The 18429-nt window shown below is 63.2% G+C and carries 3 protein-coding genes; all 3 read left to right on the forward strand.

What is annotated here, in order from left to right:
* The first annotated feature begins 511 nt into the window (after positions 1-511).
* The 3 genes from H8S56_RS11140 (at position 512) to H8S56_RS11150 (ending at position 18429) form a co-directional block, all read left to right on the forward strand.
* The gene (locus H8S56_RS11140) at positions 512-3922 is read left to right on the forward strand and encodes a non-ribosomal peptide synthetase (protein WP_187518659.1); all 3411 of its coding nucleotides are present in this window, start codon (positions 512-514) and stop codon (positions 3920-3922) included.
* Positions 3919-11718: a non-ribosomal peptide synthetase gene (locus H8S56_RS11145; protein ID WP_187518660.1), complete on the forward strand. Its 7800-nt coding sequence runs from the start codon at positions 3919-3921 to the stop codon at positions 11716-11718. The genes H8S56_RS11140 and H8S56_RS11145 overlap by 4 nt, the downstream gene beginning before the upstream one ends.
* A 258-nt stretch (positions 11719-11976) precedes the next feature.
* On the forward strand, positions 11977-18429 hold the full coding sequence (locus tag H8S56_RS11150; protein WP_187518661.1) for a non-ribosomal peptide synthetase: 6453 nt from the start codon (positions 11977-11979) through the stop codon (positions 18427-18429).

Raw genomic sequence — 18429 nt, forward strand, 5'->3', positions numbered from 1 at the left:
ATAAGGCCGCAGCACTGAAGCGCTTTTCTTGCGCGACAGTGGGCACACCGACGATTGCGACGCGGGTGAAGGCTGAGTTCTGGCGCTGATTCGGGGGGCAATCGGCAGGGATGCCGATTGAGCCGCACTGGGCCATGGATGGCCCATTTGCGGCGACCCCCGAATCAGTGACAGGACGAAGGTACCCCGGCGAAGCCGGGGCCGGAACCGGAGCTTGGGACTTTGCCTGATTTGGTCCCTCAAAGTAGGGCGCCGTAAGGGCGCAAGGGTGACTTGAGCCAGGCATTCGGCTCACTGAGTCCGCAAGCTGTGCCGGTGGTGATGCAGAGCATCATGTGCACGAGTTTGCGTATCACACGAGCGTGGAATGACGCCCACGAAACAAGTAATCCTCCTTGTATTCATCAGCCCTGTCGTTTCCCACAAACCTTTCTAAATATTTCCCCGCCAATTCGTTCTTGTTGATACGACCGCGCCACATGGTCAGCCCCATTCAGCAAGGACTTGCCCCATGAACCCCGAACACGCCCAGAAACTCGCTCGCCGGTTTGTCGAGTTACCCCTTGAAAAACGTCGCCTGTTTCTCGACGGCATGCGTCGCGAAGACATGGATTTCTCTCTGTTCCCGATCCCGTCGTGCGAAGGGCTGGCCGAGCGTGACGGGCTGTCTTACGCGCAGCAGCGCATGTGGTTTCTCTGGCAACTGGACCCAGGCAGCGCGGCCTACAACCTGCCGATGTCGGTGTGCCTGAACGGCTTACTGGATCTGCCGCTGCTGGAGCAGGCCTTCAGCGCGCTGGTCGAGCGTCACGAGAGCCTGCGTACGACCTTCGGTCAGGACGGTGATCGGGCGTTCCAGCAGGTCGCACCGCCAGCGCCCATCAGCATCGAGCGGACTGACCTGAGCCCGCTGCCGGTCGATCAGCGCTGGGCCGCTGCGCGTCAGGCGATGGCCGAGCAGGCGGTGCAGGCGTTCGATTTGCAGCAAGGGCCGCTGTTCACGGTGCGTGTTCTGCGCCTGACCGAGCAGGAGCACCTGCTGCTGCTCAACCTGCATCACATGATCACCGACGGCTGGTCGATGAACGTACTGATCGATGAATGGCTGCGCGGTTACGACGCGCTGGTGGCCGATCAGCCGATGCCGTTTCAACCGCTGGTCGTGCAGTACCGCGACTACGCCGTGTGGCAGCGCAGCTGGCTGGAAGCGGGCGAGCAGGAGCGGCAGCTGGATTACTGGCGCGCGCATCTGGGCGATGAACATCCGGTGCTTGAACTGCCGACAGACCGTCCGTACCCGGCCTTGCCCAGCCATGAAGGCGCACGCCTGGAACTGGCGCTGGAGCCGGCGCTGTTGCGCAACCTGAAAGCCCTGGCCCATGGTCAGGGCGTGACCCTGTTCGTGGTGCTGCTGGCGACCTTCAAAAGCCTGCTGCATCGCTACAGCGGGCAGACCGACATTCGCGTCGGCGGGCTGATCGCCAACCGCACGCGCAGTGAAACCGAAGGGTTGATCGGCTGCTTCATCAATACCCAGGTGTTGCGCAGCGAAGTGACCGCGCAGACGCGTTTTGCCGATCTGTTGCAAAGCGTCGCCAAAGCCTCGACCGGCGCACAATCGCATCAGGAGCTGCCCTTCGATGCGGTGATTGACGCCCTGCAACCCGAGCGTAGCCAGAGCCATAACCCACTGTTTCAGGTGATGTTCAATCACCAGCCGGTAGTCGCCGATCTGCTCGACAAGCAACTGGCCTGCGGCCTGCGTGTGGCCAACCTGCCTGCCGAACAGCAGGCGCTGGCGCAGCGTTCCCACGCTGCGGCCAGTGACCTGATGCTGGCGACCAGCGGCGAAGGCGAGCAGTTGCACGCCGCCTTCACCTACGCCACCGACATTTTCGACGAGCCGACCATCGCCCGACTGGCCGCGCACTGGCGCAACCTGTTGGCTTCGGTCTGCGCCGACCCGCTGCAAACGGTGTCGCAACTGTCCATGCTGGCGGCGGATGAGCGCGCTCAGTTGCTGGATGTCGACAACGTCATCAAGGCTGATAGCAGCACGCCCGCACACCGACAGTTCGAGGCGCAGGCCAGGCACACGCCCAATGCCATCGCAGTGATCCTCGCCCAGGCCAGCGATTCGCCAAGTCTGACTTACGCCGAGTTGAACGCACGCAGCAACGAATGGGCCCATCGCCTGCGCGAGCGGGGCGTTGGGCCGGACGTGCTGGTCGGCGTGGCACTGGGCCGGTCGCTGGACATGCCCGTCGCGCTGCTGGCGGTGCTCAAGGCCGGTGGCGCTTACGTACCGCTCGACCTGTCGGTGCCGAGCGAGCGTTTGCGCCACGTGCTGCACGACAGCGGCCTCACACTGCTGCTGACCCACAGCGACCGTGTGAACGCGTTGCAAGGGCTGGCTGATATCGAGTGTCTGTGTATCGATCAGCCCGACAGCATGACTGCCGATCAGCAGGATCTGGATGTTGCGGTCGATGCATCCAGCCTCGCTTACGTCATCTATACCTCGGGCTCCACCGGGCGGCCCAAGGGTGTGGCGATCAGTCATGGCGCGCTGGCCGAGTTCGTGATCCTGGGTGCCGATTACAGCGATCTGCGCGACGGTGACCGGGTGTTGCAGTTCGCAACCCACAGCTTCGACGGCTTCGTCGAACAGTTCTACCCGCCGCTGTGCCGGGGTGCCGCCGTGGTGCTGCGTGACGAGCGTTTGTGGGACAGCGCCACCTTCCATCAGGCGGTTGTCGAACACGGCGTGACCCTTGCCGATTTGCCCGCCGCCTATTGGCTCACGCTGGTTCAGGACTTCGCCGCCCACCGGCCTGCGCATTACGGCGCGCTGCGACAGATTCATGTGGGCGGCGAGGCCATGGCCATCGAAGGCCTGCGTTTGTGGCGCGATGCGGGGTTGGACCATGTTCGCCTGCTCAACACCTACGGCCCGACCGAGGCCACGGTGGTGTCGAGCCTTTACGATTGCAGCGCGTTGACACCACAGGCGGTGTCCTGGCGTGGCGTGCCGATAGGCCATGCGCTCGCCGGGCGACGTCTGTACGTGCTCGACGATGACCTCAACCTGTTGCCGCAAGGCGCAGTGGGGGAGTTGTTCATTGGCGGGCCGGGTCTGGCGCGGGGGTATCACGGCCAGCCGGGCCTGAGTGCCGAGCGCTTCGTCGCCGATCCGTTCGTCGCGGGCGAGCGCCTGTACCGCACGGGCGACCGCGCCCGACAGCGTCTGGACGGTGCCATCGAGTACATCGGCCGGGTCGATCATCAGGTCAAGATTCGCGGCTTCCGTATCGAACTGGGTGAAATCGAATCGCGCCTGCAGCAGTGCCGCGACGTGCGCGAAGCGGTCGTGCTGGCCCTTGCTTTGGCCGGCAGCACGCAACTGGTGGCTTACGTTATGCCGCGCGCCGCAACCCCAGGCGACGCCGAGCAACTGGCTGTGCGCCAACGGATCAAGGCCGAGCTGCAAGCCGACCTGCCGGACTACATGGTGCCGACGCATCTTTTGTTGCTGCCAAACCTGCCGCTTACGCCCAGCGGCAAGCTGGACCGCAAGGCCTTGCCCGCGCCGGATCCCGGCCAGTTACAGGCGCGTTATCGCGCGCCGCACAGCGAGGTCGAAACCTGCCTCGCCGCCATCTGGCAGGACGTGCTGCACGCGCCTCGGGTCGGGCTGGACGATCACTTCTTCGAGCTGGGCGGCCATTCACTGCTGGCCGCGCAGGTCATTGCCCGGATCAAGACGCAACTGGGCGTCAGCCTGCCGTTGCGCGTGCTGTTCGAAAAGCCGGTGCTGGGCGATCTTGCGGCTGAGGTGACGCTGCTGACCGCCAACACCCCTGACAACGACTGGAGCGATATGGACCAGTTCATGGATTCGCTGGAGGAATTTGAAGCATGACCGGGACCACAGCTGCACGTATCGCGAAACGTTTTGTCGGCCTGTCGCTGGAACAGCGCCAACAGTTTCTCGCCCGGCTGCGCCAGGACGGCAAGGACTTTAGCCTGCTGCCCGTGCCGGTCAGTCGTCATGACTTCACCGCGATCCCGCTGTCCTTCGCTCAGCAGCGCCTGTTGTTCCTCTGGCAGCTCGACCCATCGAGCGATGCCTACAAGATGACCACCGGCTTGCGTCTGAACGGCACACTGAATGAGGTGGCGTTGACCCGCGCATTCGACTGCCTGATCGAGCGTCACGAAGTGCTGCGCACCGTGTTCCAGACCGACGGCGACCAGCCGCTGCAAGTGGTGCTGCACGATCAGCACGTGGCACTGACACGTATTGATCTGTCCGCGCTGGGCACCGAACAGCGCGAGGCTGAACTGGCCTTGCTGGTGGCGACCGTCACCGATCAGCCGTTCGACCTGCGCAGCGGTCCATTGCTGCGTGCTCACCTGTTGCGCCTTGCCGACGATGAGCATGTGCTGGTGGTGTGCATGCACCACATCGTGTCCGACGGCTGGTCGATGGACGTGATGATTCAGGAATTCGTGCATGCCTATCAGGCTTACAGCGAAGGCCGCGAGCCGAGTCTGCCGGAACTGCCGCTGCAATACGCCGACTATGCGATCTGGCAGCGCAGCTGGCTGGAGGCGGGCGAGGGCGAGCGTCAGTTGGCTTACTGGCGCGACCAGTTGGGCGACGAACAGCCGCTGCTCAATGCCGCGCAAGACTTCCCGCGCCCTGCCGTGCAGAGCTATCAGGGCGAGCACCTGCGCTTCGATTTCGGTGCGGACCTCTCACAGCAGCTCAACGCCTTCGCCCGCAGTCAGGGCATGAGCCTGTTCATGCTGGTGCTGGCCGGGTTCTCGCTGTTTCTGTCACGCAAGGCCGGACAGCGCGATATCCGCATCGGTGTACCGAACGCCAATCGGGGCAGGGCCGAGACGGAAGGGCTGATCGGCTTCTTCATCAACACCCAGGTGCTGCGTTGTCAGGTGGACGAACGCCTGAGCTACCTCGATCTCCTGGCACAGATTCGCGACACCTCCTTTGGCGCGCAGGCGCATCAGGACGTGCCGTTCGAGCAACTGGTCGATCATCTGGCACCGGAACGCAATCTGGGTCACAACCCGCTGTTCCAGGCCAAGTTCAACCAGAACGTGGTGCTCAAGCAGAAGACCGCGCTCAGACTGCCGGGTCTGGAAGTCAGCGAATACGCTTTCGACAAGCAGGGTGCGCACTTTGATCTGGCGCTGGACATCACCGACGACGGCACGCTGATTCATGGCGACATGGCCTTTGCCAGCGACCTTTATCGCCGTTCGACCGTCGAGCGCTTCGTGCCTGAATTACTGGCCCTGTTCCAGACCTTGCTGGCGGCACCCGACGCGCCGTTGTTCAGCCTCGGCGCGCTGGCGGTCGAGCCGCCACCGCGCCCGCTTGAGCCTGCGCGCGGCGTTCTGCAACAGTGGAATCATCAGGTTGCGCAGCAGCCCCACGCGCTGGCGGCCCGATATCTTGACAGTGCGTTGAGCACCCTGGCGCTGGATCAGGCGGCCAATCAACTGGCCCGTCATCTGACCCGCCTGGGTGTAAAGCAAGGTCAGCCCGTCGCGGTGCTGATGGAGCGCTCGCTGGAATGGCTGACCTCGGTCCTGGCCATTCTCAAATCGGGCGGCGTGTACATGCCGCTGGACGTCAAAGCGCCGGATGCGCGCCTGCACCAGATGCTGTCCAACGCACAGGCCAGCGTACTGTTGTGTGCTGAAGGCGACACGCGGGCTGAATCGCTCGCGGTCGAAGGCTGTCAGGGCGTCACCTGGACGCCTGCGCTGTGGCAGGACCTGCCAACCAGCGTCGTCGAACCGACCCTGGTCGCCGAAGCGCCTGCCTACGTCATTCACACCTCGGGCTCCACTGGCCAGCCCAAGGGTGTGCTGGTGAGTCATGGCGCGCTCGCCAGTTACGTGCGCGGTTTGCTGGATCAACTGCAACTGACGCCTGATGCGAGCATGGCGCTGATCTCGACCATCGCCGCCGATCTGGGCCACACCGTGCTGTTCGGCGCGCTGTGTTCCGGGCGTACCTTGCACGTGTTGCCTGAAACCCTGGGTTTCGACCCGGACGGTTTTGCCCGTTACATGGCCGAGCATCAGGTCGGCGTGCTGAAGATCGTCCCCGGTCATCTGACGGCCCTGATGCAGGCCAGCCGACCTGCCGATGCATTGCCGCAGCAGGCGTTGATCGTCGGTGGCGAAGCTTGTTCGCCGGCGCTGGTCGAGCAGGTTCGTCAGCTCAAACCGGGTTGCCGGGTGATCAACCACTATGGCCCGAGCGAAACCACGGTCGGGGTGCTGACCCACGAAGTGCTGGCGGTCGATCCGGTCCGCTGTGTGCCGGTGGGTGCGCCGTTGCCGGGCGCGCAGGCGTATGTGCTGGATGATGTGCTGAACCTGGCGGGTACGCAGGTGGCGGGCGAGCTGTACATCGGTGGCGACAGCGTGGCGCTGGGCTACCTCGGCCAGCCCGGGCTGACCGCCGAACGCTTTGTACCGGATCCGTTTGCGCAGAATGGCGCTCGGGTTTATCGCAGCGGCGACCGCATGCGTCGCAGTCACCAAGGCTTGCTGGAGTTTATCGGCCGCGCCGACGATCAGGTCAAGGTGCGCGGCTATCGGGTCGAGCCTGCCGAAGTGGCACGGGTGCTGCTGGCGCTTGAGTCGGTGAACGAGGCCTGCGTGCTGCCGCTGCCGATGGAAGGCGACGCGTCGCGCCTGCAACTGGTGGCGTACTGCGTGGCGTCTGTCGGCGCAGAAGCGTTGCGCGAACAGCTGGCGACAAGGCTGCCGGACTACATGGTGCCCGCGCAGATTGTGCTGATCGACCGTTTGCCGCTGACCGCCAACGGCAAACTCGATAAACGCGCCTTGCCCAAACCGGGCGTGGTCCAGCAGTGCTACACCGCGCCGGTCGGCGAGATCGAGGAAACGCTCGCCGCTGTCTGGGCTGACGTGCTCAAGCTGGAACAGGTCGGCAGCACCGACAACTTCTTCGAGCTGGGCGGCGACTCAATCCTTAGTCTGCAAATTATCGCCCGCGCCAAACGCCAGGGCATCAAGCTCAGCCCCAAGCAATTGTTCGAAAAGCAGACCATTGGCCAGTTGGCTTCGGTGGCAAAGCTGATTCAGAAAAAGCCCGTGGCGACGGTGGAGCAGAGCAGCGGCTCGTTGCCCCTGCTGCCGATTCAGGCACGTTTCTTTGAACTGGCGATTGCCGAGCGTCAGCACTGGAATCAGTCCGTGATGCTCACGCCGCAAACGGCACTTGATGCGACGCTGCTGCAAGGCGCACTGGATGCGCTGATCGAACAGCACGATGCACTGCGCGCACGCTTCGCTCAGCATAACGGTCAGTGGCAGGCGAGCTTCGCCGTATCTGATACGCGCACTCTGCTGTCGGTCCATGAACTGGACGATCGCGAGCAGTTGACGGCACTGGCGGACAAAACCCAGCGCAGCCTGGATGTGCAGAACGGCCCACTGCTGCGCGCTGTGCTGGTCAACCTGCCGCAAGGCGAGCAACGCCTGCTGCTGATCATTCATCACCTGGTCGTCGACGGCGTATCGTGGCGTGTGCTGCTGGAAGACTTGCAACACCTCTATCAAGCGCTGGCGGCCGGTCAGCCCTTGGCGCTGCCTGCGAAAACCACCGCGCTGCAGCGCTGGGCCGAGCAGTTGCAGCGTTACGCGACCAGCGATGCTCTGGCTGCCGAGCGCGACTACTGGCTGAGCACGTTGCAGACCGGCGCGCAACCGCTGCCACTCGATAACCCGAAAGGCACGCAGCGCAACCGCGATGCCGCTCACGCCTCGTCCTGGCTGAGCAAGGACCTGACGCATCAGTTGCTCAAGGTCGCGCCTGCGGCCTATCGCACCCAGGTCAATGACCTGCTGCTGACGGCGCTGGCGCAAGTGCTCTGCGAGTGGAGCCGACAGCCTTCGGTGCTGATCCAGCTGGAAGGCCACGGCCGCGAAGACCTGTTCGACGACATGGACCTCAGCCGCACGGTCGGCTGGTTCAGCAGCCTGTTTCCGGTCCGGCTTACGCCGCAAACGGCGCTGGGAGCAAGCCTGTGCGGTATCAAGGAGCAACTGCGCGCCGTGCCGAACAAAGGCATCGGTTATGGCGTGCTGCGTTACCTGGGCGAGCCGTCGTTCGCCCGTCAACTGGCCGCGTTGCCCGAGGCGCAGGTTACGTTCAACTATCTGGGGCAGTTCGACGGCAGTTTTGACAGCCAGAGCGCCTTGTGGCTGCCGAGCGCAGACAGCGCCGGTGTCGCACTGGATGAAGACGGTCCGCTGGCCAGCGCGTTGAGTCTTAACGGTCAGGTGTTCGACGGCCAGTTGCAGATGAACTGGACCTTCAGCCGCGAGCAATACCTGCCTTCGACCATCGATGCCCTGGCGCGGCGTTACGAGCAGGCCTTGACCACGCTGATCGAGCATTGCCTGGCCGGGCATCAGGGCGTGACGCCATCGGACTTCCCGCTGGCGCGCCTGAGTCAGCCGCAGCTCGACCGGTTGCCGATCCCTGCCGGAAAGATTCAAGACATCTACCCGCTGGCGCCGATGCAGCAGGGCATGCTGTTTCACTCCTTGTTCGAGCAGGAGGCGGGCAACTACATCAATCAGCTTCGCGTGACCGTGAATGGGCTGGACGTGCCGCGCTTCAAGGCTGCCTGGCAGTCTGCCGTGGATGCGCACGATGTGCTGCGCAGCCATTTTGTCAGCCACGCCGAGCAGTCGCTGCAAGTGGTGCAGCGCCAGGCTGATGTGCCTTTCCTGGTACTGGATGCGCGCGGCAAACCGGATCACTGGCTGGATGATTGGGCCAACGACGACCGGCAGCAGGGCTTTGATCTGGCAAAGGGTCCGCTGTTGCGGGTGGCGTTGTTGCAGACGGGTGAAGACGCTTACCAACTGATCTACACCAGCCATCACATCCTCATGGACGGCTGGAGCAGCTCGCGCCTGCTGGGTGAAGTGCTGCAAAGCTACAGCGGCCAGACGCAGGCGAAACAGGCCGGGCGTTATCGCGACTACATCGAGTGGCTGAGCGCTCAGGATGCCGACCTCAGTGAGCGTTTCTGGACCGCGCAACTGGCCGGGCTGGACGAACCCACCCGGCTGGTGCACGCGCTCAAGTCGTCAGCGAGCGGGCAGGGCCACGCCGATTATATGCATTTGATCGATGCCGACGGCACACGACGCCTGAGCGAATTCGCCCGCGAGCAACGCGTGACCCTCAACACACTGGTGCAGTCGGCGTGGCTGCTGGTGCTGCAACGCTACACCGGCCAGTCCAGCGTGACTTTTGGCGCGACCGTGGCCGGACGTCCGGCGGATCTGCCGGGTGTCGAGGAGCAACTTGGTCTGTTCATCAATACCTTGCCGGTCATCGCCAGCCCGCGTCCGGAGCAGACGGTGGCTGACTGGGTGCAGCAGGTTCAGGCGAAAAACCTTGCCCTGCGTGAGCATGAACACACGCCGCTGTACGACATTCAGCGTTGGGCGCGTACCGGCGGCGAAGCGCTGTTCGACAACATTCTGGTGTTCGAGAACTACCCGATGTCCGAAGCGCTGCAACGTGCGCCGGACGGCCTGACCTTCAGCGAGCTGCGCAATCAGGAACAGGCGCATTACCCGCTGACCCTGGTGGTCGAGGCTGCCGACGTGCTGTCGGTGCGCTTCAGTTACGACCGTCAGCACTTCAACGCCGAAGCGGTCGCGCAACTGGCCGCACACTTCGATTACCTGCTGCACAGCCTGAGTGCCGAACCTTTGGCCTGTCTGGGGCAGTTGTCGTTGCCGGTAGGCTGGACTCAGGCCGTACAGGTCTGGCCGACGGAGCAATGCGCGCATCAACGCTTCGAGGCCCAGGCTGCCCGAACCCCTCAGGCCATCGCCCTGAGTCTGGGCGCTGAGCAACTGAGCTACGAGCACCTCAATCGTCGCGCCAACTCACTGGCCCATAAACTGCGCGAGCAGGGTGTCGGCCCGGACGTGCGTGTGGGTCTGGCGGCCGAGCGCAGTCTGGACATGATCGTCGGCCTGCTGGCGATTCTGAAAGCCGGTGGCGCTTATGTGCCGCTGGACCCGGATTACCCACAGGACCGGTTGAGTTTTCTGATGCAGGACAGCGGCATTGAGCTGCTGCTGACTCAAGCCGCTGTACTGGACAGGCTGCCGGTTCCAGCGCACGTACAGTGCCTGCTGCTCGACACGTCGCTGGACGGCTACAGCACGGAAAACCCGATCAACCACACCACGCCGGACAACCTGGCGTACGTCATCTACACCTCGGGCTCGACCGGCAAGCCCAAGGGCGCGTTGCTCGCCCACCACAACCTGATGCGCCTGTTTGCGGCCACCGATGAGTGGTTCGCCTTCGACGAACAGGACGTCTGGACGCTGTTTCATTCCTTCGCGTTCGACTTTTCGGTCTGGGAAATCTTCGGCGCGTTGCTGCACGGCGGCCGACTGGTAATCGTGCCACGTGACACCAGCCGCTCGCCGGAAGATTTCCACGCCTTGCTGATCGAGCAACAGGTCACGGTACTCAACCAGACGCCTTCGGCCTTCAAGCAATTGATGCACGTTGCCTGCGACAGCCCGCAACCGCTGGCGCTGCGTTCGGTGATCTTCGGCGGAGAGGCGCTGGACGTGACCAGCCTGACGCCGTGGTTCGAACGTTTCGGCGATCAATCACCGCAACTGACCAACATGTACGGCATCACCGAAACCACGGTTCACGTGACCTACCGGCCGATCACCCAGGCCGACACGCAGAGCCTGGCCAGCCCGATTGGCGAGGCGATACCGGACCTGTCGTGGTACGTGCTGGACGCTGATTTCAACCCCGTTGCCCAGGGTTGCAGCGGCGAGTTGCACATCGGCCATGCCGGTCTGGCGCGGGGTTATCACAACCGCGCGGCGCTGACCGCCGAGCGTTTCGTGCCCGATCCGTTTTCAACGGACGGCGGGCGTCTGTACCGCACCGGCGACCTGGCCCGTTATCGCGCTGCCGGTGTAATTGAGTACGCCGGGCGGATCGACCATCAGGTGAAAATCCGTGGCCACCGCATCGAATTGGGCGAGATCGAAGCGCGGTTGCAGGCTCAGGCCGAGGTGCGCGAAGCGGTGGTGCTCGCCCTGGACGGGCAACTGGCGGCGTATCTGATGCCGACCGACCCCGCGCACGACCCGCAGACCCTGCGCGACGCCTTGAAAGCACAGCTGAAAGCCCAGTTGCCGGACTACATGGTCCCGACCCATTTCGTGCTGCTGGACGCCCTGCCGCTGACCGCCAACGGCAAGCTGGACCGCAAGGCCCTGCCTGCGCCGCACGCCAGTCAATTGCAGAGCCAATACGTTGCGCCCGAAGGCGAATTGGAGCAGCAACTGGCGTCGATCTGGGCCGACGTACTCAAGGTCGAACGGGTCGGTCGTACCGACAATTTCTTCGAACTGGGCGGGCACTCGCTGCTGGCGGTGCAGATGCTGGTGCGCGTTCGCGAGCAACTGCAGCATGAGGCCAGTCTCAAGGACCTGTTCGAACAACCCACACTGGCCGACTTCAGCGCCACGATTCAGCAGAAAAACGGCGAAAGTGACCACGCACAGGACGAATTGACTAAATCACTGGAGGCACTCAAACGTTTATCAGCGGAGGAAATTGATAATTTGCTGGCGTGATGGTTTTGCAGGGTGGAGGGGCATTTTTCGCCCCTGACACAGCGCTGTCGCGCAGCACACTTGTGGGAGCGGACTTGTCCGCGAAAAGGCCAGTAAGTTCGACGAATATTCAGCGACTGAAGCGCGGTATTCGCGGACAAGTCCGCTCCCACGGATTATCTCCCACCGATTATCTATCTGCCGCGAGATAGCGTTGTGTCAGGCACAGCGCCGGTTCCCTCAGGACTGCTTCATTTCAGTTGTTTAGGAGAAACACCCGTGCAACAGTTGCTTGACTCCGTTAAATCGCTGTCCGCCCGTGAACGCAAGGCCCTGGCGGTTCTGCTCAAGCGTCAGGGGGTGAATCTTTACGGGGTCACGCCGATCTTCCCAAGGGAGACGCAGGCGCCGTCCGTATTGTCCTTCGCGCAGCAGCGGCAATGGATTCTCTGGCAACTGGAACCGCACAGCGCGGCGTACAACATTCCGCTGGCGTTGCGGCTGCATGGTTCTTTGAACATCGAAGCGCTGCGTCGCAGCATCGAGGCGTTGATCGAGCGTCACGAAACCCTGCGCACGACCTTCGAGCAACAGGGTGACGAGGCGCTTCAGGTCGTGCATCCGGCATCGCCCTTTGTGCTGAATGTGGAACGGCTCGCCGACGGCCAGTCGGTTCAGGCCTGCGTCGATCACGAAGTGCAGCAGCCGTTCGATCTGCAACACGGGCCACTGCTGCGCGTCAGGCTGCTTAACGTTGCCGATGATGAACATGTGCTGGTGTTGACCCAGCACCACATCGTCTCCGATGGCTGGTCGATGCCGATCATGGTCGAGGAATTGCTGCAGGGTTATCAGGCGATCAGCCAGGGTCGCGACATCGAACGTGAACCGTTGCCGATTCAATACGCCGACTACGCCCTCTGGCAGCGCAACTGGCTGGAAATGGGCGAGCAGGCGCGGCAGCTGGAGTACTGGAAACACCAGCTCGGCGATCAGTCGCCAGTGCTGGAACTGCCCACCGACCGGCCACGTCCGGCTACGCGCAACCCTCATGGCGCACGCTTGAATATCGAACTGGACGCCGCGCTGCTGGACAGCCTGAAAGCGCTGGCGCGTCAGCAGGGCATCACCCTGTTCATGCTGTTGCTGGCCTCGTTCCAGACCCTGTTGCATCGCTACAGCGGCCAGGACGATGTGCGCGTCGGCGTGCCGATTGCCAACCGTAACCGCAGCGAAACCGAAGGCTTGATCGGCTTCTTCGTCAACACCCAGGTGCTCAAGGCCGAGTTCTCGGCGCAGACCACCGTGGCCGACCTGCTGCAACAGATCAAACACACCGCTGTGCAGGCCCAGGCCCATCAGGACCTGCCGTTCGAGCAATTGGTCGAGGCCTTGCAGCCGGCGCGTGATCCGAGTCGCAGCCCGCTGTTCCAGGTCGCCTACAACCATCAGACCGAAGCCCGCAATGAAGCTCGCGAGCTGGCCGGTCTGCGTCTTGAATATCAGCTGTCCGACAAACACACCGCACAGTTCGACCTGACGCTGGACACCTGCGAGCGCCAGAACGGGCTGGGTGCATCCCTGATCTACGCCACCGACCTGTTCGACGCCTCGACCATCGAGCGCATGGCTGGCCATTGGCGCAACCTGCTGCACGCCATGAAGGGCAATGTCCAGCAACGCATTGCCGATCTACCGTTGCTGAGCGCCGATGAGCGAGAGGCGACAGTGCAGGGCTGGAATGCCGGTCTGAAAGCTTACCCGACCGGGCAATGCGCTCATCAACGCTTCGAGGCCCAGGCTGCCCAAACCCCTCAGGCCATCGCCCTGAGTCTGGGTGCTGAGCAACTGAGCTACGAGCACCTCAATCGTCGCGCCAACCCACTGGCCCATAAACTGCGTGAGCAGGGTGTCGGCCCGGACGTGCGTGTGGGTCTGGCGGCCGAGCGCAGTCTGGACATGATCGTCGGCCTGCTGGCGATTCTGAAAGCCGGTGGCGCTTATGTGCCGCTGGACCCGGATTACCCACAGGACCGGTTGAGTTTTCTGATGCAGGACAGCGGCATTGAGCTGCTGCTGACTCAAGCCGCTGTACTGGACAGGCTGCCGGTTCCAGCGCACGTACAGTGCCTGCTGCTCGACACGTCGCTGGACGGCTACAGCACGGAAAACCCGATCAACCACACCACGCCGGACAACCTGGCGTACGTCATCTACACCTCGGGCTCGACCGGCAAGCCCAAGGGCGCGTTGCTCGCCCACCACAACCTGATGCGCCTGTTTGCGGCCACCGATGAGTGGTTCGCCTTCGACGAACAGGACGTCTGGACGCTGTTTCATTCCTTCGCGTTCGACTTTTCGGTCTGGGAAATCTTCGGCGCGTTGCTGCACGGCGGCCGACTGGTAATCGTGCCACGTGACACCAGCCGCTCGCCGGAAGATTTCCACGCCTTGCTGATCGAGCAACAGGTCACGGTACTCAACCAGACGCCTTCGGCCTTCAAGCAATTGATGCACGTTGCCTGCGACAGCCCGCAACCGCTGGCGCTGCGTTCGGTGATCTTCGGCGGAGAGGCGCTGGACGTGACCAGCCTGACGCCGTGGTTCGAACGTTTCGGCGATCAATCACCGCAACTGACCAACATGTACGGCATCACCGAAACCACGGTTCACGTGACCTACCGGCCGATCACCCAGGCCGACACGCAGAGCCTGGCCAGCCCGATTGGCGAGGCGATACCGGACCTGTCGTGGTACGTGCTGGACGCTGATTTCAACCCCGTTGCCCAGGGTTGCAGCGGCGAGTTGCACATCGGCCATGCCGGTCTGGCGCGGGGTTATCACAACCGCGCGGCGCTGACCGCCGAGCGCTTTGTGCCCGATCCGTTTTCAACGAACGGCGGGCGTCTGTACCGCACCGGCGACCTGGCCCGGTATCGCGCTGCCGGTGTAATTGAGTACGCCGGGCGGATCGACCATCAGGTGAAAATCCGTGGCCACCGCATCGAACTGGGCGAGATCGAGGCGCGTTTGCTGGCTCAGCCCCAGGTGCGCGAAGCGGTGGTGCTCGCCCTGGACGGGCAACTGGCGGCGTATCTGGTGCCGAGCGACCCTGCGCAGGATCAGCAGGCCCTGCGTGAAACGCTCAAAGCCGAGCTGAAAGCCCAACTGCCGGATTACATGGTCCCGACCCATTTCGTGTTGCTGGACGCCCTGCCGCTGACCGCCAACGGCAAGCTGGACCGCAAGGCCCTGCCTGCGCCGCACGCCAGTCAATTGCAGAACCGGTACGTTGCGCCCGAAGGCGAATTGGAGCAGCAACTGGCGTCGATCTGGGCGGAAGTGCTTAAGGTCGAGCAGGTCGGTCGCACCGACAATTTCTTCGAGCTGGGCGGGCACTCGTTGCTGGCCACACAGGTCATTTCGCGCATTCGTCAGCAGCTCAGCGTGGAGCTGTCCCTGCGTCACCTGTTCGAAGCCGCAGATCTGGCCGCATTCGCGCAGCTTGCAGATCAGGGCCAGACCGAGAGCGAGCCCTCGTTCGTCAAAGCCGACCGCAGTCAGCCGTTGGGCCTGTCCTACGCCCAGCAACGGCAATGGTTCCTCTGGCAACTCGACCCGCACAGTACCGCTTACACCATGCCTGCCGTGTTGCGCCTGAGCGGCGCGCTGGACATCGCCGCGCTGGAAAGCAGCTTCAGTGCACTGATCGCCCGTCATGAGACCCTGCGTACCACCTTCCGCCAGGACGGCGAGCAGGCTGTGCAGATCATTCATCCGCCGCGCGCCTTTACCCTGACGGTCGAACAGGTGTCAGGCGAGCAACGTCTTGAGGCCATCGTGCAGCAGGACGTGCAGCGTCCGTTCGATCTGGAGCAAGGGCCGTTGCTGCGCGTCAGGCTGTTGAATCCGGGCCGCGACGAGCATGTGCTGGTGTTGACTCAGCATCACATCGTCTCCGATGGCTGGTCGATGCCGATCATGGTCGATGAGCTGGTACGCCTGTACGAAGGCTTCAGCCAGGGCCGTGACGTGCAACTGGCGGAATTAAGCATGCAGTACGCCGATTACGCACTGTGGCAGCGCAAATGGATGGAAGCGGGTGAGCAGGCGCGGCAACTGGCTTACTGGAAACAGCAACTGGGTGACGAGCAGCCGATTCTGGAGCTGCCCGCCGATCGACCACGTCCGGCGCTGCAAAGCCATGCCGGTGCGCGCCTCGCCATCGAACTGGACGCGGCGCTGATCGACAACCTCAAAAACGTCGCACGTCAGCAGGGCGTGACCCTGTTCATGCTGTTGCTGGCCTCGTTCCAGAGCCTGTTGCATCGCCACAGCGGGCAGCCTGACATTCGCGTCGGCGTGCCGATTGCCAACCGCACCCGCACGCAAACCGAAGGGCTGATCGGGTTCTTCGTCAACACCCAGGTGCTGCGCGCCGAGTTCGATCTGCATACGACCTTCAGCGAACTGCTGCAACAGGTCAAACACACAGCGTTGCAGGCCCAGGCGCATCAGGAGCTGCCGTTCGAACAACTGGTCGAAGCCCTGCAACCGCAGCGCAGCCTGAGTCACAGCCCGTTGTTTCAGGTGATGTTCAACCACCAGAGTCAAGCCAGCGCAGAGGTGCGTGCGGTGTCCGGTCTGCAGGTTGAGCCCGTGGAATTCGACAGCCATCCGGCGCAGTTCGACCTGACCCTTAACACCGCTGAGCACGCCGGCGGACTGAGTGCAGGGATGACCTACGCCACCGCGTTGTTCGAACGCAGCACCATCGAGCGCATCGCGCAGCAATGGCAAGCGCTGTTGCGAGCGATCTGTGTCAATGCCGAGTGCCGTGTGGCGCAGTTGCCGATGCTCAACGCTGCCGAGCGTCAGCAGATTGTCCATGAGTGGAACCCTGCGCCGTCGGCTTACCCGACCCAGTGCCTGCCCGCGCTGATCGAGGCGCAGGTGCAGGCCACGCCGCACGCCACAGCGCTGGTGCTGGAGCGTGAACACCTGACCTACCACCAGCTTAACGCCCGCGCCAATCAGCTGGCTCATCGCCTACGCGAACTGGGTGTCGGCCCGGACGTGCTGGTCGGTGTCGCCGTGCCGCGCAGCCTGGACATGGTCGTCGCGCTGTTGGCGATCCTCAAGGCCGGTGGTGCCTACGTCCCGCTGGATCCGGATTTCCCGCAGGACCGGCTGGCCTACATGATTCAGGACAGTGGCCTGAGCCTGTTGCTGACCCGCACCGATCTGCTGCTCAGCCTGCCGATTCCAGCCAATGTGCAGAGCCTGTGCGTGGACCGCGCCGATGACTGGCTCACCGACTACAACGAGGACAATCTGCCGGGCAATCTGCACCCGCAAAACCTGGCGTACGTCATCTACACCTCGGGCTCCACCGGGCAGCCCAAGGGGGTTACGGTTCGTCATGACGCGCTGGTGAACTTCCTGTCCAGCATGGCCGAAAAGCCCGGCCTGAGCGCGGATGACAAGGTGTTGTCGCTAACCTCGCTGTCGTTCGACATCGCGGGGCTTGAGCTGTACCTGCCGCTGATGCGCGGTGCCACGGTGGTGCTGTTGCAACCCGACCAGAACAAGGACCCCCAGGCGTTGCTCAAGGTCATCGAACAGCAGGCGGTGAGTGTCATTCAGGCCACGCCCTCGACCTGGCGCATGTTGCTGGACATCGCACCGGCCAACGCGTTGCGCGGCAAGACCGTGCTGTGCGGCGGTGAGGCGTTGAGCGTCGAGCTGGCGCAACGCCTGATCGCGCAGGCCGGGCACGTGTGGAATGTCTACGGACCGACCGAAACCACGGTCTGGTCGGCCCGTCATTACCTGACCGACAGCGACGACATTTGGCTGGGACGTCCACTGGCCAACACCCGTCTGCACATTGTCAGCGACGCCATCGATCTGCTGCCTGTGGGCGTGCGGGGTGAATTGCTGATCGGCGGCGACGGGCTGGCACGGGGTTATCACAACCGCGCAGCCTTGACCGCCGAGCGCTTCATTCCTGATCCGTTTGCCGCCGATGGCAGCCGCCTGTATCGCACCGGCGACCTGGCGCGCTATCACGCCGACGGGGTGATCGAATACGCAGGCCGTCTCGATCATCAGGTGAAGATTCGCGGTTTCCGTATCGAACCGGGCGAAATCGAAGCGGTGCTGCTGGCACAGGACAGTGTCCAGGACGCGGTGGTCATCGACATCGACGGGCCTTCCGGCCAGCAACTGGTCGCCTACCTGGTGGCCAGCGATCCGGCCCGCGACACCCACACGCTGCGCGACGAACTCAAGGCGCTTCTCAAGCAAGGCATGCCGGACTACATGGTGCCCAGCCATTTCATCTGGCTGGCGCAACTGCCGCTGACCCCCAACGGCAAGCTGGACCGCAAGGTGTTGCCGAAGCCGGATGCGAGCCAGTTGCAGCGCCTTTACGTGGCACCGGTCACCGAGCAGGAACAGCAACTGGCGGCGATCTGGGCCGAGGTTCTGAGCGTCAAGCGTGTGGGTCTGACTGACGACTTTTTCGAACTGGGCGGTCATTCACTGTTGGCCACCCAGCTTATTTCCAGAATCCACACCGGCCTGGGTATCGACATCCCGTTGCGCCTGATTTTCGAGAAACCGCAATTGAACGAATTTATCCAGGCCTTGGCCCACAGCGGTCTGTCGCTGACCGAGGACGGCTTGTCCGATATCGAGAAAATGATGAACGAAATGGCGGGTATCTGA

The sequence above is a fragment of the Pseudomonas triticifolii genome, assembly GCF_014358015.1.
Classification (GTDB): domain Bacteria; phylum Pseudomonadota; class Gammaproteobacteria; order Pseudomonadales; family Pseudomonadaceae; genus Aquipseudomonas; species Aquipseudomonas triticifolii.